At 39.5% G+C, this 22,839-nt stretch carries 22 protein-coding genes, 1 tRNA gene and 1 riboswitch; of the genes, 19 read left to right on the top strand and 4 right to left on the bottom strand.

Translation table 11 applies throughout. The features are described 5' to 3' along the window. Position 1 precedes the first annotated feature (1 nt). Positions 2-607 (bottom strand): LutC/YkgG family protein, encoded by a 606-nt coding sequence (locus FR7_RS07740; RefSeq protein ID WP_007930778.1) that lies wholly within the window; start codon positions 605-607, stop codon positions 2-4. 319 nt (positions 608-926) lie between these two features. On the opposite strand from FR7_RS07740, the gene FR7_RS07745 reads away from it, so the two are divergent. From FR7_RS07745 to FR7_RS23800, 7 genes are all read left to right on the top strand, one after another. Then, complete coding sequence (locus FR7_RS07745) at positions 927-2,555, top strand: L-lactate permease (RefSeq protein WP_007930777.1); 1,629 nt, start codon at positions 927-929, stop codon at positions 2,553-2,555. Between the two features lie 234 nt (positions 2,556-2,789). Beyond that, a complete protein-coding gene (locus FR7_RS07750) occupies positions 2,790-3,572 on the top strand; it encodes a FadR/GntR family transcriptional regulator (RefSeq protein ID WP_007930775.1) in 783 nt (260 codons plus the stop codon). A gap of 138 nt (positions 3,573-3,710) precedes the next feature. Beyond that, entirely contained in the window at positions 3,711-5,030 is a 1,320-nt protein-coding gene (locus FR7_RS07755; RefSeq protein WP_007930773.1) for an MFS transporter, read from the top strand. 69 nt (positions 5,031-5,099) lie between these two features. After that, positions 5,100-5,489, top strand: coding sequence for a zinc ribbon domain-containing protein (locus FR7_RS07760; protein ID WP_007930772.1), 390 nt, complete (start codon positions 5,100-5,102; stop codon positions 5,487-5,489). Positions 5,490-5,570: 81 nt separating this feature from the next. Continuing rightward, positions 5,571-5,645 (top strand) — tRNA-Arg (locus FR7_RS07765). A 706-nt stretch (positions 5,646-6,351) separates the two neighbouring features. After that, complete coding sequence (locus tag FR7_RS07775; protein WP_017531557.1) at positions 6,352-6,528, top strand: hypothetical protein; 177 nt, start codon at positions 6,352-6,354, stop codon at positions 6,526-6,528. 497 nt (positions 6,529-7,025) lie between these two features. After that, positions 7,026-7,163, top strand: coding sequence for a hypothetical protein (locus tag FR7_RS23800; RefSeq protein WP_007930771.1), 138 nt, complete (start codon positions 7,026-7,028; stop codon positions 7,161-7,163). A 327-nt stretch (positions 7,164-7,490) separates the two neighbouring features. Here the strand turns inward: FR7_RS23800 and FR7_RS07780 are convergent, their stop codons facing one another. Together FR7_RS07780 and FR7_RS07785 are read right to left on the bottom strand one after the other, a co-directional pair. Next, the gene (locus FR7_RS07780) at positions 7,491-7,880 is read right to left on the bottom strand and encodes a hypothetical protein (protein WP_007930770.1); all 390 of its coding nucleotides are present in this window, start codon (positions 7,878-7,880) and stop codon (positions 7,491-7,493) included. Positions 7,881-8,482: 602 nt separating this feature from the next. Beyond that, a complete protein-coding gene (locus FR7_RS07785) occupies positions 8,483-9,130 on the bottom strand; it encodes a prepilin peptidase (protein ID WP_007930769.1) in 648 nt (215 codons plus the stop codon). 230 nt (positions 9,131-9,360) lie between these two features. Further along, a riboswitch (cyclic di-GMP riboswitch) is annotated at positions 9,361-9,444 on the top strand. Positions 9,445-9,562: 118 nt separating this feature from the next. Here FR7_RS07785 and cpaB point away from each other — a divergent pair. The 10 genes from cpaB to FR7_RS07835 all read left to right on the top strand — a co-directional run bounded on the left by cpaB (position 9,563) and on the right by FR7_RS07835 (position 18,153). Beyond that, the gene (gene cpaB / locus FR7_RS07790; protein WP_007930768.1) at positions 9,563-10,444 is read left to right on the top strand and encodes a Flp pilus assembly protein CpaB; all 882 of its coding nucleotides are present in this window, start codon (positions 9,563-9,565) and stop codon (positions 10,442-10,444) included. Positions 10,445-10,456: 12 nt separating this feature from the next. Next, entirely contained in the window at positions 10,457-11,731 is a 1,275-nt protein-coding gene (locus tag FR7_RS07795) for a type II and III secretion system protein family protein (RefSeq protein WP_007930767.1), read from the top strand. Between the two features lie 9 nt (positions 11,732-11,740). Next, the gene (locus FR7_RS07800; protein ID WP_007930766.1) at positions 11,741-12,577 is read left to right on the top strand and encodes a CpaE/TadZ family protein; all 837 of its coding nucleotides are present in this window, start codon (positions 11,741-11,743) and stop codon (positions 12,575-12,577) included. Between the two features lie 23 nt (positions 12,578-12,600). Then, complete coding sequence (locus FR7_RS07805) at positions 12,601-13,722, top strand: CpaE/TadZ family protein (RefSeq protein ID WP_007930761.1); 1,122 nt, start codon at positions 12,601-12,603, stop codon at positions 13,720-13,722. A gap of 3 nt (positions 13,723-13,725) precedes the next feature. Next, positions 13,726-14,685 carry a type II secretion system F family protein gene (locus FR7_RS07810; RefSeq protein WP_007930759.1) on the top strand — a complete coding sequence of 320 codons (960 nt, stop codon included), beginning with the start codon at positions 13,726-13,728 and terminating at the stop codon, positions 14,683-14,685. 52 nt (positions 14,686-14,737) lie between these two features. Then, complete coding sequence (locus FR7_RS07815) at positions 14,738-14,938, top strand: hypothetical protein (RefSeq protein ID WP_007930758.1); 201 nt, start codon at positions 14,738-14,740, stop codon at positions 14,936-14,938. Between the two features lie 99 nt (positions 14,939-15,037). Then, the gene (locus tag FR7_RS07820; RefSeq protein WP_007930757.1) at positions 15,038-15,445 is read left to right on the top strand and encodes a TadE/TadG family type IV pilus assembly protein; all 408 of its coding nucleotides are present in this window, start codon (positions 15,038-15,040) and stop codon (positions 15,443-15,445) included. A 2-nt stretch (positions 15,446-15,447) separates the two neighbouring features. Then, complete coding sequence (locus FR7_RS07825) at positions 15,448-16,842, top strand: TadA family conjugal transfer-associated ATPase (protein ID WP_007930756.1); 1,395 nt, start codon at positions 15,448-15,450, stop codon at positions 16,840-16,842. A 1-nt stretch (position 16,843) separates the two neighbouring features. Then, on the top strand, positions 16,844-17,788 hold the full coding sequence (locus tag FR7_RS07830; protein ID WP_007930751.1) for a type II secretion system F family protein: 945 nt from the start codon (positions 16,844-16,846) through the stop codon (positions 17,786-17,788). Next, positions 17,785-18,153: a DUF192 domain-containing protein gene (locus FR7_RS07835; RefSeq protein ID WP_007930750.1), complete on the top strand. Its 369-nt coding sequence runs from the start codon at positions 17,785-17,787 to the stop codon at positions 18,151-18,153. The genes FR7_RS07830 and FR7_RS07835 overlap by 4 nt, the downstream gene beginning before the upstream one ends. A 17-nt stretch (positions 18,154-18,170) precedes the next feature. Here the strand turns inward: FR7_RS07835 and FR7_RS07840 are convergent, their stop codons facing one another. Then, the gene (locus tag FR7_RS07840) at positions 18,171-19,421 is read right to left on the bottom strand and encodes a pilus assembly protein TadG-related protein (protein ID WP_007930746.1); all 1,251 of its coding nucleotides are present in this window, start codon (positions 19,419-19,421) and stop codon (positions 18,171-18,173) included. Between the two features lie 802 nt (positions 19,422-20,223). On the opposite strand from FR7_RS07840, the gene FR7_RS07845 reads away from it, so the two are divergent. Together FR7_RS07845 and FR7_RS07850 are read left to right on the top strand one after the other, a co-directional pair. Then, positions 20,224-21,483 carry a hypothetical protein gene (locus FR7_RS07845; RefSeq protein WP_007930745.1) on the top strand — a complete coding sequence of 420 codons (1,260 nt, stop codon included), beginning with the start codon at positions 20,224-20,226 and terminating at the stop codon, positions 21,481-21,483. 28 nt (positions 21,484-21,511) lie between these two features. After that, on the top strand, positions 21,512-22,834 hold the full coding sequence (locus tag FR7_RS07850) for a nucleotide sugar dehydrogenase (protein ID WP_007930744.1): 1,323 nt from the start codon (positions 21,512-21,514) through the stop codon (positions 22,832-22,834). The last annotated feature ends 5 nt before the right edge of the window (positions 22,835-22,839 follow it).

A 22,839-nucleotide genomic window follows, 5' to 3' on the forward strand; every position in this document is an offset into this window, starting at 1 on the left:
TTCAGACCTCCCTTATTTCTTCATCAATAGCGATAATCACTAGCTGGCTAGGTCCGTGTACACCGATCGTTAACACTCTTTCAATGTCTGATGTACGGCTAGGGCCAGTGATGAAGCTGATGTAACCGCGATCAAATACTTTGGAAATCGTTTCAAAAGCTGCTGTTATGGTAGGTACCACATTTGCACTATTCATTACGACGATCGATATGGGAGGGAGGGTCGTAATGAGACGCTGTTCAATAGCAAGGCCATCTTCACAGACACTACCCGTTTCGGCAATGCCAAACTCCACACAGGCAATACCTATATCTGACGTATCGGCATGAGTTCGAATATCGGATTGCTCAGTGTATAAGTCTAAATTCATAGATTTTAGTATAGCAGGGAGGTCTAACGGGGATACTACTTCAGGAGTGGCTACCACTTTTTTGGCTTCGCTGGATTTTATGATTTCGACAATTACTGACTGGGCTTCTGCTGCTGTTTTTACTCTAAATACCTTAGCTGCAACATTCTGGGCACGCATTGCAAATTCCTCAAAAAATTCGGTTCCGACGCTTTCGGGTGGGAAAGCTTGCTTCCAATTAGTACTTACTTTTTTCATAAGTCACGTCCTCGCTTTTTGATAAAATAAAATATAAATTCTGGATGTAGTGGTCTGACCAGTATATTCTAACTTCAAGATACAAAATCCTCCTTAAATGCGTGAAAAAACGTAAAATTTTATTTATTTGAATTTTTTAAATATATAGGCAGGAATTTAGCCGAGTCTGTTGAAATATTATATCTATGGTCAGACCACTAGTCCAGTGATATGGCTAAAATACTGGTTGATCAAAGAGAGGTGAGAGAAGATTATACCAGTGATTAGGACTAATACGATTTAAAATAATGGAAAAACATAAAAAAGAGGTGTTTATTTAATGACATGGACTCAAGTTTATGATCCGATGAACAATTTGGCGCTTTCATCCCTTTTCGCAGCAATTCCTATTATTGTAATTTTCTATCTTTTAGCCATTCGCCGTACTCCAGGACAAATCGCAGGCGCACTCGCTGCAGCATCAGCAGTGTTAGTAGCAATTTTTGTATATCAAATGCCTGCAGGAATCGCAATCACTGCGACAGCTATGGGTGCTTTATATGGTGTATTCCCAATTTTTTGGATTGTTCTTACCGCTATTTTCATCTACAACATGACAGTAGAAACAGGACAATTTGAAATTGTAAAAGACTCAATTGCGACGATTACCGATGACCGTCGTTTACAAGCACTTTTAATAGCGTTTGGTTTTGGTGCTTTCTTGGAAGGAGCAGCAGGTTTTGGTACTCCAGTTGCGATTTCCGCGGGTATGTTGGTGGGTCTTGGGTTTAATCCTCTATATGCAGCTGGATTATGCCTGATCGCTAATACCGCCCCTGTAGCCTTTGGTGGTATTGGTATTCCTATTATTGTCGCTGGACAAGTGACTGGACTCGATACCATGAAAATTAGTGCCATGGTTGGTAGACAATTACCTTTCTTATCCATTATTATTCCTATCTGGTTAGTTGTATTAATGTCAGGTTGGAAAGCTGCAAAAGAAGTATTGCCTGCATGTTTAGTCGCAGGGATCTCTTTCGCTGGTGTACAATGGTTTTCTTCCAACTATATCGGACCAGAACTTCCCGATATTTTATCTTCACTTGCTTGTATTATTTCTTTGACGATCTTCTTAAAATATTGGAAACCAAAAAGCATTTGGCGCTTTGCTAATGAACCAGCACCTACGCTTGTTGCAAATCGTGCAGCATTAACTTTCGGTAAAGTAATGAAAGCATGGTCTCCATTCATTATCTTGACTGTAATGGTTATCTTGTGGGGCTTAAAACCAGTAGTAGCGATTTTGGATGCTGTTACACTGAAATTCTTAGTACCAGGTTTGGATAAAGTCGTTATGCAGGTGGCTCCAATCGCTAAAGTGCCAACTGCGATGGCAGCTCTTTATAAACTTAACTGGCTGAGTGCAGCAGGTACGGCGTTGTTTATTGCTGCAATCATTACAGCATTTGTATTAGGCGTTGGACCTGGAAGATTTATTTCCATTTTCACAAAAACGTTAAAACAATTAACAAAACCTTTGATTACGATTCCTTGTGTTCTTGGTTTGGCTTATATTATGAATTATTCCGGTATGAGCTCAACTCTTGGCTTATTCCTTGCAGGTACAGGTTCTTTCTTCCCATTCTTCTCCCCATTCTTAGGATGGCTGGGTGTATTCTTAACTGGTTCCGATACTTCTGCAAATGCGTTATTTGGCAACTTGCAGGCTGTTACAGGAACACAAGTTGGTGTTGATCCTATTTTGACAGTTGCTGCAAACTCCTCAGGTGGTGTTTGCGGTAAGATGATTTCACCACAAAGTATTGCAGTAGCTACTGCAGCTACTGGATTAGTTGGTAAAGAAGGAGATTTGTTTGGCTTTACGGTAAAACATTCTCTCGTACTGGCTGTTATCGTTGGTGTTATGACTTATGTGCAAGCTTACTGGCTGCAATGGATGATCCCATAGGTTCCCGGTAAAGGAATGTTATACTAGGGTCTAGACTTATGAAAGAAAATAGTATATCATAAAAGAAATATGATTATAAGTGATGTAATAGATAATCATCGTTACTAACACTTATCTAGTACATGGCGGGCGGCAAACTATGCAGCCCGCCATGTATTTAACTGATAAATCGTACATCCTTATCACTGACATTTATAGATCTCTGCAATGATTAAGGGGAAGATGGGGGATTATATGTTTAAGCCAGTTAAAACAAAAAAAGTTTATGAAGAAGTAATCGAACAAATTAAGCAGCTTATTGTTATCGGGGAATTGCAGCCAGGTGACAAATTATTATCGGAACGTGAATTATCAGAGAAACTAAATGTTAGCCGCGCTTCTATACGAGAAGCATTCAGTGCCCTAGAAATAATGGGGATTATAACGATACGTCCAGGAGAAGGCAGTTTTGTACGTCAGGTGTCTTTTGAAGGAATGCTTGAGCCATTATCTTTTTTATTACATGTAAATGTTGATGATGCAATGAATTTATTAGAAGTAAGAAAAACGTTAGAAGTTGAAATTGCCGCGTTAGCAGCTGCGCGTGCTACGCCAGAAGATATAGAAGAAATGCGGGCTGCGCTGCATCGCATGGTAGATGAAGTGAATGATGGAGAAGTGGGTGACAAGGCAGATGCAGATTTTCATTTTGCTATACTGAAAGCCGCTCATAACCCTATTATGATTAAATTAATGGGAGCAGTTTCTGATCTAATGAATAGTACCTATCGGTTTTCCAGGCAAAAAATTTTTATGGAAGAAAATATGCAGAATGTTTTGTATGATTCGCATTGTTCCATTTTTCATGCAATTGAACAGAAAAAACCTAGTCTGGCTCGAAAAAAAATGGGGAAACATATAACGATGGTAGAAGAATCATTAATTCAGCTCAAACGAGGCGGAATAACATCCTTAACTAAGAGTGAAAAGAACTTTGTACACAATAATATAAAAGCAGATTTTGGCTTTCCATCCTAAAAGGTTGGAGAGCTTTTTTTAGATAAAAACATGTATGGTGAGTGGGGATTTCTAGCAAACTAACTATTGTCATGGAGAGAGAGAAGCGCTATAATACATACATGTGACAAGACAGATGTTATTACTTTGGAGGGCTTTATGGATATTATTACTCGATTAGAAAATGTGCCTGTGACCAAATTCCATTATCGTTTATTAGTAATTACGGGACTTGGGTGGATGTTTGATGCCATGGATACAGGCATTATTGCTTTTGTTCTTCCTACTCTTGCAACAGTATGGGGGCTGACTAGTACTCAAGTTGGCTATATCGGCAGTATTGGTTTGGTGGGGATGGCGTTAGGAGCTGTATTGTCTGGATCAATGGCAGATCGTTTTGGACGTAAGAAAGTATTTTCAGCTACTCTTGTTATGTATAGTGTAGCTACAGGTTTGTGCGGCTTGGCATGGAACTTTGAATCCTTATTATTATTTCGGTTTTTGGTAGGTTTCGGTTTAGGTGGACAACTTCCAGTAGCAGTTACTCTAGTAAGTGAATATGCGCCGCCTACCGCTAGAGGACGTTTTGTAGTATTATTAGAAAGCTTTTGGGGGATCGGTTGGTTAGTTGCAGCTTTAATCTCTTATCTGGTGATTCCCAGCTATGGCTGGAATATCGCTTTTTTTATTGGTGCATTACCTGCTTTATATGTATTTAAGGTTTGGAAGTCAGTACCAGAGTCAATTCCTTATTTACTGGGCAAGGGAAAAGTCAAGGAGGCTCATGATCTTGTTAGTAAGCTGGAAGAGTCTGCAGGAATAAAGCCTGCTGCCAGCATAATTGCGCCAGAGAATAAAGATATAACGCCAGCTGTTTTTGCAGATCTCTGGAAAACGCAGTTTATTAAAAGGACAATTATGTTGTGGATATTATGGTTTGGCATTGTGTATTCTTATTATGGAATATTTACTTGGCTGCCTTCATTAATGGTAGGGCAGGGCTATACTGTTATTAAAACTTTTGAATATGTGCTAGTTATGACATTGGCCCAGTTACCAGGATATTTTGCTGCAGCCTATCTCGTAGATCGTATAGGGCGTAAAGCTACTTTATCCGGTTTTTTAGCGGCTTGTGCTGTGTGTGCTTATTTCTTTGGACAGGGAGGAAATGCAGCTACTGTATTATGGTGGGGCAGTATGATGTCATTTTTCAATTTAGGAGCATGGGGAGTCGTATATACCTATACTCCAGAGTTATACCCTACGAAAGTTCGTGCTTATGGGTCTGGCTGGGCAGCTGCTGTAGGCCGCATTGGCGGCATTTTGGCACCTACGGTTGTCGGTTATATGATAGCTGAAAATGACGGCTTTAATAATGTGTTTATGATGTTTACCATTGTGATGTTAGGAGTAGCGGTTATCGTTTGGTTATTAGGTGAAGAGACAAAAGGCAAGTCTTTGCAAGAAATTAGCAGCTAAGTCTTAGTTGTTGCCTACCTGCTGTTTTTGATGCTATAATAACGTATCATTAAGTAAGGTGGTTTTGATATGGGAATTAATATGTTGATTGGATTAATAGCCGCGTATTTTATATATAATGATGCAAAAAAACTAGGACAGCCTTTTTTTACCTCACTATTATGGGCTGTAGCTAGTATTCCGATGTCCATTGTAATCGTCCCATTATATTTGTTACTTGGCCGTAAACCCAATATAGACAGGCAGCGAAAGGCTGATCCGGATATCATTGATATAGAAGCAACTGTGGTAGAAGAGACGACCCCTTGTCCTATGTGTGGCAGTAAGGTCCAGGAGAGTTTTTTAGTATGTCCTTATTGTAAGCATACTCTGCAGTTAAAATGTCAGTCTTGTGGGAATGAGATAGAACGGGAATCTAAAGTTTGTCCTTATTGTCAGTCTCAGATCGATTATAAATGATGATAGCTTACATCGACAATTGATTAGACAGGATATTAGTTTTATGATATAATAAATTTTGTGACTAAAACTCATTAATGTGCGCCCGTAGCTCAGGGGATAGAGCATTGGCCTCCGAAGCCATGTGCGCAGGTTCGATTCCTGCCGGGCGCACCATATAGAAACTTAAGCCTTCCAAGGCACCTTTATAGAGCATAACACTATTTCCTATGCGCTAAACTCTAGAGTCTTTCTAGGGTTTTCTTTTCGTTCTCCTCGTAGAATATAGGAGGGTGAGCAGGATGGAGTTAGGACACGCAAAAAACAATATTTATAACTGCCAAGAAGAGCAAGAGTGTTACCTCTAGTACCTTAGTGACTTATGAAAGGAATCTAAAGAGGTTCTTTCCATTACCTATTAGACCCAATTGGGAGAGTCCTCAAGAGAACCTTAATGCAATATTTAAGGATGCGTGAAGAATATCTCAAGGGAGAATCCTGCAAGTGGCTCTTTGTAACGCCTAGGGCTACCAGAAGGATGATCATTGCTTGTTTAGCTAACCTCTTTCAGAAACTAAAGAAAACCCTTAAGCTGGCAGGTGAAAAGGTGTCTTGCCACACCTGGAGGCATCCCTTGCTAAGAACTATCTATTGAATGGTGGTGATATCTTTAGCCTATAGAAGATTCTAGGGCATGCGTATATTGTGACCACTAAGAATTATTTACATTTGAATGATAAAGAGGTTAAGAGTCAGCACGCAAAGTTTTAGCCCTTTAGATAATAAAGACTGGCTGTATTAATGACTAGAACTACTATTAATTATTGAGGACATATTGTATAATATAAGTACCTAAGATGCGTGGAAGGGGTCTACTAGAATTATGGAAAAGATACTACAACAAATCCTAGAGGAACAAAAGAAAACCAATACACGCCTTGAAGCTATTGAGGGTCGTTTAGACAACATCGAAGGAAACCTTGCAGAGAACACAAGGTTTATTCATGCGCTATCCCAAGATGAGCACGTACAGCAACCAAAGAGGATATTGCTACTGTAAATGTTAGTATAGAGACACTGAATACTCGCCTATTCAAGCAAGAGGTAGAGTTAACAGTATTAAAAACCGCAAAGTAATTCTTATAGGAACTTCATGGCATTACGCTGTGGGTATCCTATTTTTTTTGTCCTATTGGGATTCTCCTGGAGGTTGCCATAATACACCATTTAAGGATGTAATGCACAACATATCAAGGCGGTTCCCGGGCGAAAGACGGATGTCAAAGATGCGGAATGGATCGCAGATGTAGAGCTGCAGAGGAATTTCAGTAAAGATGCTGCAGTAATTTATGAGCACCATTTTGGTGATAATAGATCAGGATGGGAAGTAAAATATACTGGAATCGGATAAGTTATTTTTCTTGTCTTAAGTAAATCGGCAAGCACTTGCCAATTTAAAAATCACCACCTTGCTCTTATGAGTTTGCGATATTTTTGTGTTTTATCACTTTTAACACCTCAAAAACATATTATGTTATAATAAGGAGGTGTTAATTTATGTCATACGGAAATTGCCATGAAGACGAAAATAGAATAGAAAGATTAGAACTTGAAGTCGAAGAGATAGAAAGAATAGAACAAGAGCTCTTTCGAATAATTCGTGAATTGGCTGATGAAGATGATTGTCGTAGATAACTTTTAGGTTAGCCCGCCAGTGTAATTGGCGGACTTTACATATGTACTATGCGAGCAACAAGCACAGGACAAAAAACGTACTGCAAAACAAGCTTGATCTTAGTAATCAAAATACTGAAATGTTGGCGAACTTTATAACTTCATCAGATTTCATTCTGATCCCTCAGTCTTAATTTATTGAAATAAGGTATTCTCAACTTAGGAAAAGGTTCTTTTTTATTTCAGATAATACTATCTTCAATTTTAAAAGAGAATTGCTTGGCTTTGGCAAGGGAAAAGCTGTCGTCAGCGATATTATTATATCGCTAATGCGACAGCCTCATCTACTCATTTTAAAAACTTTATAGTAACATTATGGACGTATTTCATTTTAGTCGTAATTGGATCTTTGATAAAATTCGGTTCATCTGCAATCATGTTTTCAACAGTACTTTTTTCAAGAATTACATATGGCTTAACGATTCCAAAAGGAGTATGTATTTCTGAAGAAAGTGCCCCAGCTTCAAGATGAGAAATGGTTGCTCCATTGAAATAAACAGTGTACTCACCAATGGTACTTTCGTTTAGGGTAATGCGTATCCCTATGTGGTTCTTCTTGTCAGACATTATTTTTTCGGCAATTGAATATAGCGAACTATGGTTATTCATAAACGCTTCAAATGTACGCTTGTAAAAAGGCATAAACTCTTCCTGCATTAACTTGTCTGCATCAGCCATATAATCCCTCCATAAATTTGTTGTTTTTTTATTCTAACCCATAATCAAATTATTATTTGCTCATAAATAAAAACATCATGAAAACAATAAGAATATTACAGCCGTGGGCGAGTCCAATCGCCTGCGGTGCTAAAAAGATAGAAACTAGATCCTAGGCAACTAGCTACAATGCCATACGATTCAGGAAGACTATACCAAGTATGGAACTGTTTACTTCCATGGTGGAAAAAGAATTATGGAACTAAGATTAGGGAAAGTAATTGCAATAGCCGGCCTAGCGGATTGTCTTGAATAATCGGAAAAATATCGCAAAAAGAATAACTGATATGAAACTGCCTGAAGAACATATGAGAGAACGGGTTTATAAAGCTTTAACATTAATTATGGGGAACAGCCTATACTACTCTTGGTCATATGTATATAGTAATGTTCCTCCGCAATGAATCCGTATATATTTGAATAATATGCTTCTAGAAAACCATAGATACGTTTAGTTTGACTAGTTGATGATAAGCAACAAAAAGGATTAGAGAATATTATAGGTTTTTAAAAGGAAAGAGCAGTCTAAGGATATTTGGGTCTCTGATGTGTGGCACTATTATTCAGCATAATAAAGTGGCAATCGCACTGAGTGCGAAATAAGGACCGTAAGAGATAGTATCTTTGGGTCCTTTTATTTTCCCGAGCAGTAATACGGCACTAACAAATCCGCCGCTTAAAAAACCTAGAAATAAGGTAAATAATAATTTATCAGTACCTAGCCAGAGTCCGAGGACAAAAAGTAGTTTGATGTCACCACCGCCAACACCGCCTTTGGTTATAATTGCTAAAAGCAATAAAATACCGCCGCCAATCACTGCAGCAAAAAGACGGTTTAAAAGTAACGCTGGTAAAAATGGAGAAAAGCACAAGGCTAATACAAACAAGGGGAAAAGAATCTTGTCCAAAATGACCTGCTGTTCAAAATCCATGATACTGATGAGTACCATGAAAGTGATGAATATCCATAAAATAGCAAGCTGCAATCCATCAATCATTAAATAATAACTTAGGCTATAAAAGAAAAAAAGCAAACTAAACAAGTTTATTTCTCGCTTGATATGAGAGCCTGGCAATTTTTCAGGTTTTTCTAAGATAGAGATGGATTGGCATAAATAATATTGCATTATTTTCGATAGTAGTCGACTTACAATAAGTGTAAATATCACAAACAATAAAAAAATACATAAAAATTCAATTTGTTCAGACATAGAGGTCCGCCTTTCAAAGGAACCAGATTGCTATCTGGCATTATGTTCATTATATAATAAAATTTAAAAAAATATAAGAAAATCCCGGAACACTCTTGCCAATTATATTGATATTAAATAATTGTTATGATTTGCTAATTTTTTTATTATTTTTATCTGAAGGGTCTTGTATATTTTGCTGTAATGAACTATTATTAGCATAAATATTTACAATTGTTTTAGAACAAAAAAATTATAATTGGCAAACTTGTCGAAAGATAAGGACGCAAAGCCGTGGGTCTAAAGAGCTATTCTATGACTGCCTGGTTGCATAAATAAATGATATACAATTTTAGTTGTATTCTTTTTATGCAACCGGGTATTTTTACGTTTTAGAGAAAAGGAATATTTTGGTAAATATATTCCGTATGATTTTTGCTGGGAGGATTTATTTTGAATTTGTCTGAACTGCCTAAAAGTATAATGGAAAAAATGACACCGAAGCAGCTGATTCTATTGGCTTTTGCGGCGAGTTTTTTAGTAGCATTACTGCTTTATTTTTATTTGTCAGGATTAGAAGATCATCAGCAGAAAAAGGCACAAGTATTTACAGATGTAGTTATAGCGGTAAAGGATATTCCTGAAAGAAGCGTAATACAAGAAGAAATGCTGAAAACCGTTCAGATGCCAACAGATTTGATACAACCCGATGCAATTATGGAGTTGAAATCCGCAGTGGGAAAAACTACTAAAATTAAAATTCTACAAGGGGATTCCGTAACGGCGAAAAAGTTATTTACCGATGCCGGGATGGAAGGGTTTATCGGCAGTATTCCTTATGATAAACGCGCAATTTCCATTTCCATTACAGATACAACAGGAATTTCCGGTTTTGCCAAACCGGGAGATTATGTAGATGTAATGCTGATTACGGATAAGACCCAAAAGAATACAATTTCAGGTGAAATGATTTTACAGAGTATCCTTTTGCTGGCGATTAATAAGAGCAGCGATATTGTAGATGACAAAAAAGAGGCAAAAAAAGAACAAATGTCAACCGCAACGTTGGCCGTTTCTCCAAAAGATGCAGTCCAGCTTGCTGTGGCCCAGTCACAGGGAACAATCTATCTTGTGCTTCGACCTTTTAAACCTAAAGATAGCTTTATTCTCCAAACCGAAGTGCTAGCTCATCAGTATGGACAGGCAGCGGCAGAACCGGCGCCAGCCAGACCAGTTCAGGCTCCTTTGCCTCAGGAAACGCCAGTAATGAAAATACCGTCATACAGTATCCCTGTTATTCGCGGCAATGTGGTGAATACAGTTGAGGTACGATAAGGAGCAATGGCAATGAAGAAAATACCAAAAATATGCAGACAACTAATTTTTTTCGCCTGGGCTATGGTTTTCATGGCAGGGACTGCGATGGCTCAAGTAAGTATTTCAATGGATGTAAACCAGTCTACATGCCTTACTACCGGTGGGGAGATTACACGAGTTGCAATTGCCAATCCGGAAATTGCAGATATAACCATAATTTCCCAAGATGAGATGCTTGTTGTTGCAAAAAAAACGGGAACAACGACATTATACATATGGACAAATGATGGAATGCGTCAGGAATACGCAGTTAACATACGTGATCATGATACCCAAACCTCGATGGCAGTGGAAAAGATGATCGGCTATGCAGGGGTTGACGTAGAAAAGATAGGCAATAAGGTTTTGCTAAAAGGCAAAGTCAAAAATCAGCTGGAAAAAAGCCGTGCAGAAAAAATAGCAGAAATGTATGGTGAAAAGGTTGTTAATTTGCTGGAAATGACCCATCCTGATCAAATTCAGATTGAAGCGAAAATCTTGGAGATTTCCACAGACAAAGTGAAAAAATTAGGCATACAGTATGCTAATGCTTCCGATATTGATACAGACAGCGGAATCGTAACAATCGGGCAAACCGGTATGTTTGGCTTCGGACAGACCTTTTCCAATTCCCGTGATTCATCCAAGTCAAAGATGGGCGGTTATGCCGATATCAATGCAACGCTCCAGGCATTAATCACAAACGGTGATGCCCAAATTCTGTCCCAGCCAAGTATGGTTACCATGAGTGGCGAAAAAGCAAATATTCTTATCGGTGGGGAAATTCCAATTCCAATGAGTAATTCCGATGGGCAGATTACTGTAGAATGGCGGGAATACGGAATTAAACTTAATATTGAGCCAAGTGTTGATATAGACAATAAGATCACAAGTAAGGTGAATGCTGAAGTGAGTACACTTGACAGCTCTTCAGCGGCGGCGATTAATCTGAGCAGCGGCTTGTCGATACCGGCTCTGCGCTCACGCAAAGCAGAAACGGTTATTCACCTGTCGTCAGGCAGCACCATGGCGATTGGCGGACTTCTCAGTTCGGAAGAAGGCAAACAAGTTTCAAAAGTTCCATTTCTGGGTGATATTCCTATCTTAGGCAAGTTTTTCCGCAGTACGGCTACAAGTAAGGAAAAAAAGGAAATTATTATATTAGTGACACCAACGCTGGTAGATGAGACAACACCGATCAACATGTCAGATGAAATGAAGAAGCTGCTGAAAGGATCAAAAGTAGAGGAAACAGATATAAAGTAAAGATAAAGCGTGGTGAAGCAAAAGGTGGAAGAAGAAATCAGAAGCGGTATCATCATGACGGTATTTAGTACCGCATCTGCTGTTGGAAAAACGCTGCTGAGTGTTAATATGGCAGCTGAACTGGCGAGAAGCGGCTACAAAGTCTGCGTGGTAGATCTGGATTTACAGTTTGGCGATATCTGCAATTATTTGCATTTGTCTCCCCAAAAGACGATTTATGACGCTCACAAGGCGGCTGAAAATACTGTAGGCCAGTTGGATTACGGTGAATACATGACACCTTATGAATATGAAGATACAGTTTTTTCCGTATTGGCAGCACCACTAAAAATGGAAGAGGCATATAACATTCCGACTCAGGCTGTGATTGAAGTGCTTGCTGGAATTCGTGGGGAATATGATTATGTGGTGCTTGATACGACAGCTACGTTTAGTGATCTGAATTTGGCAGTGATGGATTTGAGTACCATGATCACGTTTGTCGGAATTGTGGATTTTATTCCTACGATTAAGAACATGAAAGTTGGCTATGATACCATGCGCAGTATCGGCTATGAAAAAAATAAAATTCGGTTTGTTCTAAATCGCAGCAATTCCAAAACCCATATTGAACTGCAGGATGTTGAGCAGCTATTGGAAGAGCGCTTTTACCATATCTTGCCCAATGATTTTCTAACTGCCATTGATTCTATTCATCAGGGAATTCCCTTGGTCATTAATGATGAAGAGACAGTGTTAAGCAGGGGAATGCAGGAACTGATTGAGAAATATACAAATCGTGCACGGCAAAGAAGCAGCAGGAAAAATGCCTCATTATCATCTTGGGTAAAGCGGTTATTTAAATAATAAAGGGAAAGGAGGAAATAGCCATGCCGGAATATCGTGTCCTGCTGATTGAACAGAATCGTATTATGATGGAGCGTTTATCTAGTGTAGTGCGAAACACAAAGAATTTTCAGCTTGTTTCCAGAGCCATGGATGCGCGGGAAGCTTTAGGACAAGGCGGTGTTTTTGTCCCCAATCTGATTTTATTAGATATTGATGCCCAGGAGAGTATGCAGCTTGTACGTGAATTTGTGCGTGCATTTCCCCAAGCGGGGATACTGGCCTTGAGTAGCCAATGGAATGCCCAGGCGGCCAGTACCATTGTCAAGGCAGGGGCCAAAGGGTATTTAATCAAGCCCTTTACAAGTGAAGAACTAATTGCCGCCATTAATACCTTTGGTAACAGTGGCATGGGGATGATTAGCGAAGTAATGACCTTTTTCAGTCCTAAAGGAAAAAGCGGCAAAACGACTTTGATTGCTAATTTGGGGATGGCTCTGGCACAAAAAAGCGGACAGAATGTGGCCATTATTGATGCCGATTTACAGTTCGGAGATATGGCAGTGTTTTTTAATCTCGATCCTCAAAGTACGATTGTGGAAGCAACGCGGGATATTAAGTTCTTGTCGCCTATTTCCCTCAATTCTTATTTCATGCCTATAGCCGAGCATGTCAGGGTGCTTTGTGGTACAAAACGCCCCGAATTTGCTGAAGATGTAAGTCCGAAAGCCTTTACTGATATGATCAGCATGGCCCGCAGTTTGTTTCGCTATATTTTAGTTGATGTCCCATCAGCTTTTAATCCCATTTCCGTTGCCGCTGCCGAAGCATCTGAGCGGGTTTATCTTGTTTCGATGATCAGTGGAGGTTATGAAGGTAAGCACATGCGGCAGGCGTTGGAGATTTTTAAAGCCTGGCCGGATTATGAGACAAAAGTAAAGACCATTTTTACAAGGGTTGAGCCATGTGATATACAAAAGCAGCAGCAATTAGAAACGCTGATCGAATATCCTGTATGCAGCATCCTGCCCAATGAATACCTGCTTGTTTCCGAAGCGGCTAATAATGGAAGAATGGCAGTGGATATCAAACCCGAATCACCTCTGGCCCGAAGTATTGATCTGCTGGCCGCTCAAATTTGCGGCAGACCGCATAAGGTGGGATAAATCATGCTGATCGTAGCCTTACTCAGCGGCATGCTGGTATTTATCATTTTCCTAGTCTTAATTGAATACTTCGGTAGAGGAAAAACCCATATCACTCGCAAAGTTCTGCGTTATACAGAAGATGCAAGGGATATGAACGATGTCGAGAAGAAAAATGACCATGTTGAAAAATTCATGAAGTTTATCCGGTATTTAGGCTTGAAAGTCCGTGGGGCACCTCAGGCAAAAAGTCTTGAAGTCAAGATGCAGCAGGCGGGTTTTCCCTTGCTGGGATCGGAGTTTCTTGCTCTTGTTGGTGTTGCAGTTCTCTCTGCAGGCATTCTTGGAATGATGCTGACTATGAAAGTGCTCTATGCCATGGCCTTTGGTATACTGACAGGATTGGGATGCTTTCTGTATCTGAATATCCGAATTGCCAATCGGCAGAAGGAGTTTAGCAATCAGCTGGGTGATGTGCTGATCATGATGTCTAATGCCATGCGTTCCGGTTTCAGTTTTATGCAGGCTATGGATTTGATTGCTAAAGAGATGAAACCGCCGGTTTCTGTGGAGTTCTTTAAAACCATAGCGGAAATCCGCCTGGGGGCAGATACAGAAACGGCTTTGCTTAATATGGGGAAACGGGTGCAAAGCTCAGATCTGGATCTTGCTGTTACCGCCGTTCTTATTCAGCGTCAGGTTGGCGGTAACCTGGCTCAAATCCTGGATACCATTGCCGGAACCATTAATGAACGAATTAAGATGAAACAGGAAATCAAAACCCTGACAGCCCAGGGACGTCTTTCCGGCTGGGTGCTGGCAGCGTTGCCCTTTGTGATTGCAATCTTTGCTTCTATTGCAAGTCCAGGATATATGCGGCCATTTATTGATGAGCCGATAGGGCGCGTGATGTTGGCAAGTGCACTTATTTCTGAGCTGATAGGTTTTTTGATTATACGTAAAATTGTCAATCTTGATGTCTAAAGCTTGTTTTAGCAAGCTTTTGCATAAATTATTATTCAAGGAGGAAATAATTATGTTAACTTACTTAAAACATCTCAAAATCCATTATTTGAATGAAAAAGGTCAGGGCATGGTAGAATATGCGGTAGTTGTTGCAGTGGTTATTGCTATTGGAGTTGCCTTACTAGGTGATGGTGGCGCTGGTACAATTACTGAAACAGTAACAAATCTCTATACTACCGTTTTTGGCAGGGCAGCAAATATAGGACAGTAGCCGAATAGAGAATTTGTTTAGTAACTGGGAAAGAAACAGTCTTTTGGTGGAACAAAGGACTGTTTCTTCTTTAAAAAACTTGCAAGGGAGGTTTTTCTCATGATGTATTTTAGGAATAACCGCGGCCAGGCTATGGTTGAATTTGCAATTATTATTCCTTTCTTCTTCTTTATGCTCTATGCTTGCTCTTACTTGGGAATGTTTTTTCATGATTATCTCATCTTAAATGAAATGACCCGTAATATTGCCCGACAGGCATCAGTGGGAATATCTCTTGATACCATAAAAATTAATTACAGTAATCAGACGTTTTTGACAAGCGTTTATATATTTGATTCAAATACAAATGTCCAATTGGTAACTGAGCCAGAAAATGAAAATGATACATCGGAAGGGCAGAATGTCACCGTTACATTGACGGCATCGCGGAATGTGACGAAAGACAGCTTTTGGGAAGTGCTTCCCGAAACCATTTCTTCATCATTAACGATGCGCAAGGAGGAATAGCAATGTCATTATTGGAACGCCTGGGGAAGAAAGAAGGCTTGGAAGAATCCAAACCGATTTTTGCCGGACGGAAAAATAGTTCTACAGATGATCAATACCAAGAATTGAAGCTGGACATCCATCGGCGTATTGTGGATGAAATGAATATCGAACAGCAGCAGATTTTGATGAATGGTCAGCAGGATCGCCGTGAAATTGAAGGCATCATAGCAGAGTATTGCAATCGGGTGCTGGATGAGAATCCCTTTGCCGTTCCCCGGGGAGACCGAACGGCGATTGTGGCGGATCTTTTGGATGAAATGCTGGGGCTGGGACCCATTGAGCCCCTGCTCAAGGATGAAACCGTTACGGAGATTATGATTAATGGACCGAAGCATATTTTTGTGGAACGCTTAGGTAAACTCCATCTTACCAAGGTGCAGTTTCATGATGATATGCATTTAATGAATATCATTGAACGAATCATTGCCCCCTTGGGCCGTCGGATTGATGAAAGCTCGCCCTTAGTTGATGCAAGACTAGAAGATGGTTCCCGTGTCAATATTATCATTCCCCCTCTGTCTCTGATCGGTCCTTGCGTGACCATTCGTAAGTTTAACAAAGACCCATTAACTGTGGAAAACTTGATTGGCTTTGGCTCCTTGAGTGAAACCATGGCAGGTTTTTTACGTGCCTGCATTGCGGCTCGCCTCAATATTGTCGTATCAGGGGGAACGGGGTCTGGTAAGACGACGACCCTCAATGTGCTTTCTTCCTTTATTCCTTCGGATGAGCGCATTGTTACTATTGAAGATGCGGCGGAACTGCAGCTGATGCAGGAGCATGTCGTCACTTTGGAGAGCCGTCCTGCCAATATTGAAGGTTCAGGGCAGATTACCATCCGGGATTTGGTTCGCAATGCACTGCGTATGCGCCCTGATCGAATTATCGTCGGCGAAGTGCGATCAGGTGAAGCGCTGGACATGCTCCAGGCCATGAATACAGGGCATGACGGTTCCTTGACCACAGCCCATGCCAATAGCCCCCGGGATGTATTAAGTCGTTTGGAGACTATGGTGCTGATGGCAGGCATGGATTTGCCCGTAAGGGCCATTCGCGAGCAGATTTCCTCGGCAGTGGATCTGATTATTCAGCAGTCCAGAATCCGGGATGGCAGCCGTAAGATTACCTATATCACAGAGGTCCAGAACATGGAAGGGGATGTCATCATTTTGCAGGATTTATTCCGTTTCATGCAGACCGGGGTTGATGAAAGCGGGAAGATCCTGGGAAATTTTGAGTCTACAGGAATCCGTCCTAATTTCATGGAAAAGATGGAAACAAACGGTATTAAGATTCCGAAGAATTTATTCAGCCTTGGCAATGAAATGCCAAGGGATGAAGATTGGGGGCAGTAAGATGGCGTTATGGATTGCCCTTGCCTCTGGATTTTTTTTGTTTTTGTTTTTTTATTTGTTTGTGATTACCAAGATAGCTCCCAAAACTCAGGTTAAGGAACGGGTACAGCGGCTGCGCCGTCCTGCTACTTTGGATGAACAGGTCCGCTTTGAAAGTGAAAATCTGAATAAACCTTTTACGGAACGTATTATTCTGCCTTTTTTTCATCAGATCGAAGAATGGATGATTCGTATAGCTCCCGGGCGTATTTATGAAATGCTGGCAGACCGAATTATGCGTGCTGGAAAACAGTATGTATGGAGTGTTAATGCCTTTGTTTGTTTTTGGATGATTTCTTCTGTTGCTTTTATGGTGGTTATGGTATTTTTTGCTTTCTACGTAAAGCATATGGCTTTTATTCAGGGCTTTGCTCTGGTGCTTTGTGCCCTGATTTTAGGAGCAGCATTACCCGTTGTATTTTTGGACTCGCTGATTGCCAAGAGGAGGAAGTTGATTTTGCGTCAGCTTCCCGAAGTCTTGGATTTACTCTGCGTCAGTGTCCAGGCGGGTCTGTCCTTTGATGGTGCCATGGCGAAGGTAGCAGACAAAATGAAGGGACCATTGATTGATGAATGCACTAAAATGCTGCGTGATATCCGCATGGGGATGACACGAAGGCAGGCTTTAACCAATATGGCAGAACGATGCCGGATTCAGGAAGTGCATCTATTTACAGCGGCCGTTGTTCAGTCCGATCGTCTGGGAGTCAGTATGGCAAAGACCTTAGTTGTGCAGTCAGAAAATATGCGGGAAAGAAGACGCCAGACCGTTAAGGAACAAGCCTTAAAAGCACCTGTGAAAATGCTGTTCCCCTTGGCAGTATTTATTTTCCCCGCATTATTCGTTGTTGTTCTTTTGCCAACGGTTTTTTCAATTTTGCGTAATTTGGGGTCGATTTCAAAATGAGAAAAATATACCTATCACTTCAAGATTCTGCCGCCGACAATGTACTGGAATTTTCTGTGGCAGATACATTTCTTTCTCGTTTAAAAGGTCTTCTGGGAACAACATCATTAGCAGAGAATCAAGGACTGCTGCTATGTAATTGTAACAGCGTTCATATGATCGGGATGCGGTATGTCCTTGATATTGTCTATTTGGATAAAAATGGCGTCATTTTAAAAATAGTAGAAAACCTCAAACCCTGGCAGGTGAGTTGTTGCTGGTCAGCGAAAGATACACTGGAAGTAAAAAGCGGAACCATACAGCGTCTTAGCTGGAAGGGAGGAGATCAATTGCAGTTAAATAAAAAAGGAGCGAAATCATCATGATTTCGCTCCTTTTTTATTTATTCTGTCAGTCTTACCTTGCCTGAACCGCCGCTGCCACCTGACCAATGAGAATTCTGATATGTTCGGGCACCTTGCCCTAAAGAGACACTCTGCCCAATAAGATAGCCGTTGATTGTTGTGCCGCCACCATTTACTGTAATACTTCCGTGGGGAGCAAGTGCATTTACATTAATCATGTTTCCGCCACTGATCATGATATTGCCGGTTAAAGAGATCAGAGTAATTGTTGCGGTATTGGAAAAGGTAATGGATGAAAAATTGAGTGCAATATCTCCTGTTGCAACAATTACTACATCATTATTTACTACGCCGCCATTAGAATTGGGACCGGAAATAATATTTTTTGTACTGTAGCCACTACCCAAATTTCCCTCTACATATAATGGGGAAGTAAGCTTTAAAGCATCAACCCCACTACCGCCTGCAGCAGAAGCTGGATGAGAAGTAGAAAAGGTATTTACTTTATTGGTGAGAGCATCAATTTTAGCTTTTACAGTTGGGTTGGTTTCAGTAATATCAATTTTATCTGTGCCATATGAAAACTTAGGTGCCAAAACCTGATTTGCGGTTTTATTTAAACCTCCAATATCATATTTTTCGGCTGTTATGGTAATAGGAGCATTAATTTCTGTTCCTGTGCTTGGAATATTATCGGTACCATAGCCCTTTTCACTATTTTTGTCAAATTGAAATATTCCGTTTACATGGATTGGCCCATTAAATTTATTACCGCCAGAACCCCATTCGCCCATTAAATAAAATGTTCCATCACCACCGGAGATAATACTATGATCAAATATACCAAGGGAGCTGCTGCTATAAGAAGCTATCGCATGTACAGTAAGCTTTATAGGATCGTCACTGAATTTGAACAAAGAAATGACAGAGCTCATAAATGGTAGCTGTGAATAGTGTATCGACTCTTCAATCTTTACACGAATTTTTTTTGCACTATCTTCATTAGGAAAGCTGATCTCGATTCCGTTACCGATCCCAATGCCTCCATCCGAAGCCTTCTTGTTTTTTTCTATGTATGTTAAAGCCAGTTGCTGCGCATCTGTTTTGCCCACACCAAGTTTTGATGCACCTGCCAGTACGGCGGCATCAGCAACATTTTGCATATGGGATCGTTGGACATAGAGATAGCCGCAGTCAACGGCAATCGCGCTGATAGCAAAGAGAAAGGGAATGGTAAAAGCCATAAGCATAAGAATAGAACCCTTTTGATTGAAATGAAAACGGTTCATGGAAATATCTCCTTATATAGTAAGAATCAGCTTCTGATGATTTATTATATAATGGATATAACATTATTTTCAAGAAATAGCTAAAAAACATTTTATTATTATAGTATGGAAAGTTTATTTTCTTTCTTTCTTTCTTGCGATCTGCTGATGAATCTTATGTAAAAAAATCTGAAAAAGAATTAAAACTAAACTGTTTCTGGAACTGAGTGCATCCTTCTCTACAGTTGTGCTTTCCAAAGGATCAGATTGCATAGAGCTTCGGATTCAAGCATAATAAGAAGTTTATAAAGATAGACCCGGATATGATGTTGCATCATATCCGGGTCTCGTTAGTATGTTTGATTATACAAAGCATTTCATTAGCGCATGCATTTTTTTATGGTTGATAAATAGCAGTTTCTTTTTGTGAGAACTGCTCAAATATTGAATCAGAGTAGTATTTAAAAATTCAAAATGCAATCACTTGAGTAATGGATAACATTTCTACTTTGCATGACTATATACTTATGGTAACCTGTTATTGTCGTCTAGAAAAGTTCATATATTGTAGATATAAAATTATTGTATTATAAAGACTAAAACAATTTTAATTACCTGAAATTGTGCACTAATTCCAGGTTGCAATTGCAACTTGGTAATTTTTTTATTTACATAAAATATTATAACAAAGTTAATTATTTGAAGAATTTTCATAATATCTATCATACATAGTACATAATCGCTTATACGCTGCAATTTAAATCAAATAAATGATTATCACGGTTTAACATAAACCTATTTTATCAGGGTGGTGAGTTAGTAAGTGAAAAAAAAATTTGGATTATTGTTTGCAATGGCAACTGTAATCAATATGGCTACAGGGAACCATTTTGATGGTGAGCCAAATGGGAACGTGGTACATGCTTCAACAAAAGCCATGGATATGAATGAAGTTGATCCTAATTCTACTGCTGTGTTGCAAGGAAATCCTGAAAAATTGGAAGCTGAAATTACGCAGCTCACAACGGAAATCATAGTACATACAGAGAGCAATGCCATCGGTATTGACAAGAAAACAACGTTTCTTAGGAATAATGCTGATATTGAATCTAAAGCAACGAGTAGACTTAACTATGCTACTGATGCTGACCATACATCATTTCTTAATACAGGTTATATTGATCAGGAAACCTATACAGCTCTCATAGATGAATTGATGCACGTGGGGATGCGAAGTAAGCATTCGGACAACAAGGTAAATTTTGATGGGGAAATTCGTTATCATTATGCATCTAACAATGGTTCCGAGCGCTGGGATCGGGATTCATCCGGAATTCGTATATATCTTGGGGCGGATGCTGTACTTAATAAGGATTGGCATGCTTATGGTGTGTTGGAAAGTAAACAGAGTTTAAGGAATTATAATAATGAATTTAAGCTTTCACGTTTATATGTGGTAGGAAAAGTTGGTACATCCACAGTAACGGCTGGTTCTTTTGGTTATTTAATGGCAGAAGGAAATATTTATGATAGCGGCTTTGAAGGGATTCAAATTGATTTTGGAGGACCGGTACAATACAGGCTGAGCTACGGAGAAACCAATGATACAAAAGAAACAGCGATTGCCACAGCACGGTATGAGGATTTTGATTATAACCTAGAGGCTGGCGTGTATCATTATCAGAGGGATGACAGCAAGCAAAACACGATTTGGACGATTGGTGGAAATTATAATTTCAGTAATTTCAGCATAGGAGCCATGGCTTTAGGCTCGAGTTTAAAAGATAGTAAGGGAAATAGCAATGGTTATGTATTGAGCCTTAGCTATGGAGAGCTAAAATCATGGAGACCGGGCACTTATGAGATAGTTGCTAAATCTTATAACCAGCCGGCAGGTACGTATATTGCTCATGGGATGAATGGTATAGGAAGTTCAATGCAGGGTTTTAAAGGCTATGGAGTGGGAATAAACTATACGCTTAAAGAAAACTTTGTCGCAGGTATAGAACATTACAAACTGACAGATAGAGTTTCTGAAGCCAAAGGTGACACTTGGTGGAGCCACTTAACGTATTATTTTTAAATGAATAGGTAAGTGAGATGAAATAGGTATGGAAACAATTGAAAGAATTCGAGCCAAAAAAGATTTTTTAGCAGTTGTCGGACTTGGTTATGTAGGTTTGCCGCTTGCGGTTGCTTTTGCTGAAAAAGTTAAAACCCTGGGATTTGATATTAACCAAGAAAAAATTAGTATCTACCAAAAGGGAATCGATCCTACTAATGAAATTGGTGATGAAAAAATCCAAAATTCAACCTTAGAATTTACCACAGATCCAACAAGACTAAAAGAAGCCAAGTTTATTATTGTAGCTGTTCCAACGCCTGTCAATGGTGATAAAACGCCTAATTTGGTACCGATTATCAATGCCAGTAAAATAATAGGAAGAAATTTATCCCAAGGCAGCATAATTGTCTTTGAATCCACAGTATATCCAGGAGTTACAGAAGACGTTTGCGGTCCTATTTTAGAAAAGGAGTCAGGTTTAGTATGCGGCAAAGATTTTAAAATCGGATATTCTCCTGAACGGATTAATCCTGGAGATAGGGTGCATACACTTGAAAATATTCAAAAAATCGTTGCGGGTATGGATGAAGAAACAGTGGAGAACATTGCGGCTGTCTATGAGCTGATTATTCATGCAGGTGTTTATCGAGCACCCAGTATCAAAGTAGCAGAGGCAGCAAAATTGGCTGAAAACGCCCAAAGAGATATTAATATTGCTTTTATGAATGAATTGGCAATGGCATTTGATCGAATGGGAATCAGTACCAAAGAAGTGATTGATGCCATGAATACCAAATGGAATGCGTTAGGCTTTTATCCTGGATTAGTGGGTGGTCATTGTATTGGTGTCGATCCCTATTATTTTATTTATCAGGCCAAAATGCTGGGCTATTACTCACAGATTATTGCCGCTGGCAGAAAAGTCAATGATAATATGGCGATTTTTGTCACCGACAATATTATAAAAAAAATGATTCAATCCAATATAAATGTAAAAAAATCTAACATTTACATTATGGGAATCACTTTCAAAGAAAATTGTCCGGATATGCGCAATTCAAAGGCGGTAGATGTTTGTAAACATCTTGCCACATATGGAATCAAAGTAAAGGTGGTAGACCCTATTGCTGATAAAGCAGAATTTAAAAAAGAATTTGATATGGATTTAGTAGATCTAAAAGATGTTCGAAACGCTGATTGTCTGGTATTTTTAGTAGCGCACCAACAATTTAAGGATTTGCGGACAACGGATTTTAGAAAGTTCTTTAAATCGCAAAAGTTACAAACAAAAGATGTCTTTATTGATATTAAAAGTATATTTGAGCAAAAGGCCATAGAAGAAGAGGGATATTCTTACTGGAGTCTTTAATGATA

It is taken from the genome of Pelosinus fermentans DSM 17108 (genome assembly GCF_000271485.2).
GTDB lineage: Bacteria > Bacillota > Negativicutes > DSM-13327 > DSM-13327 > Pelosinus > Pelosinus fermentans.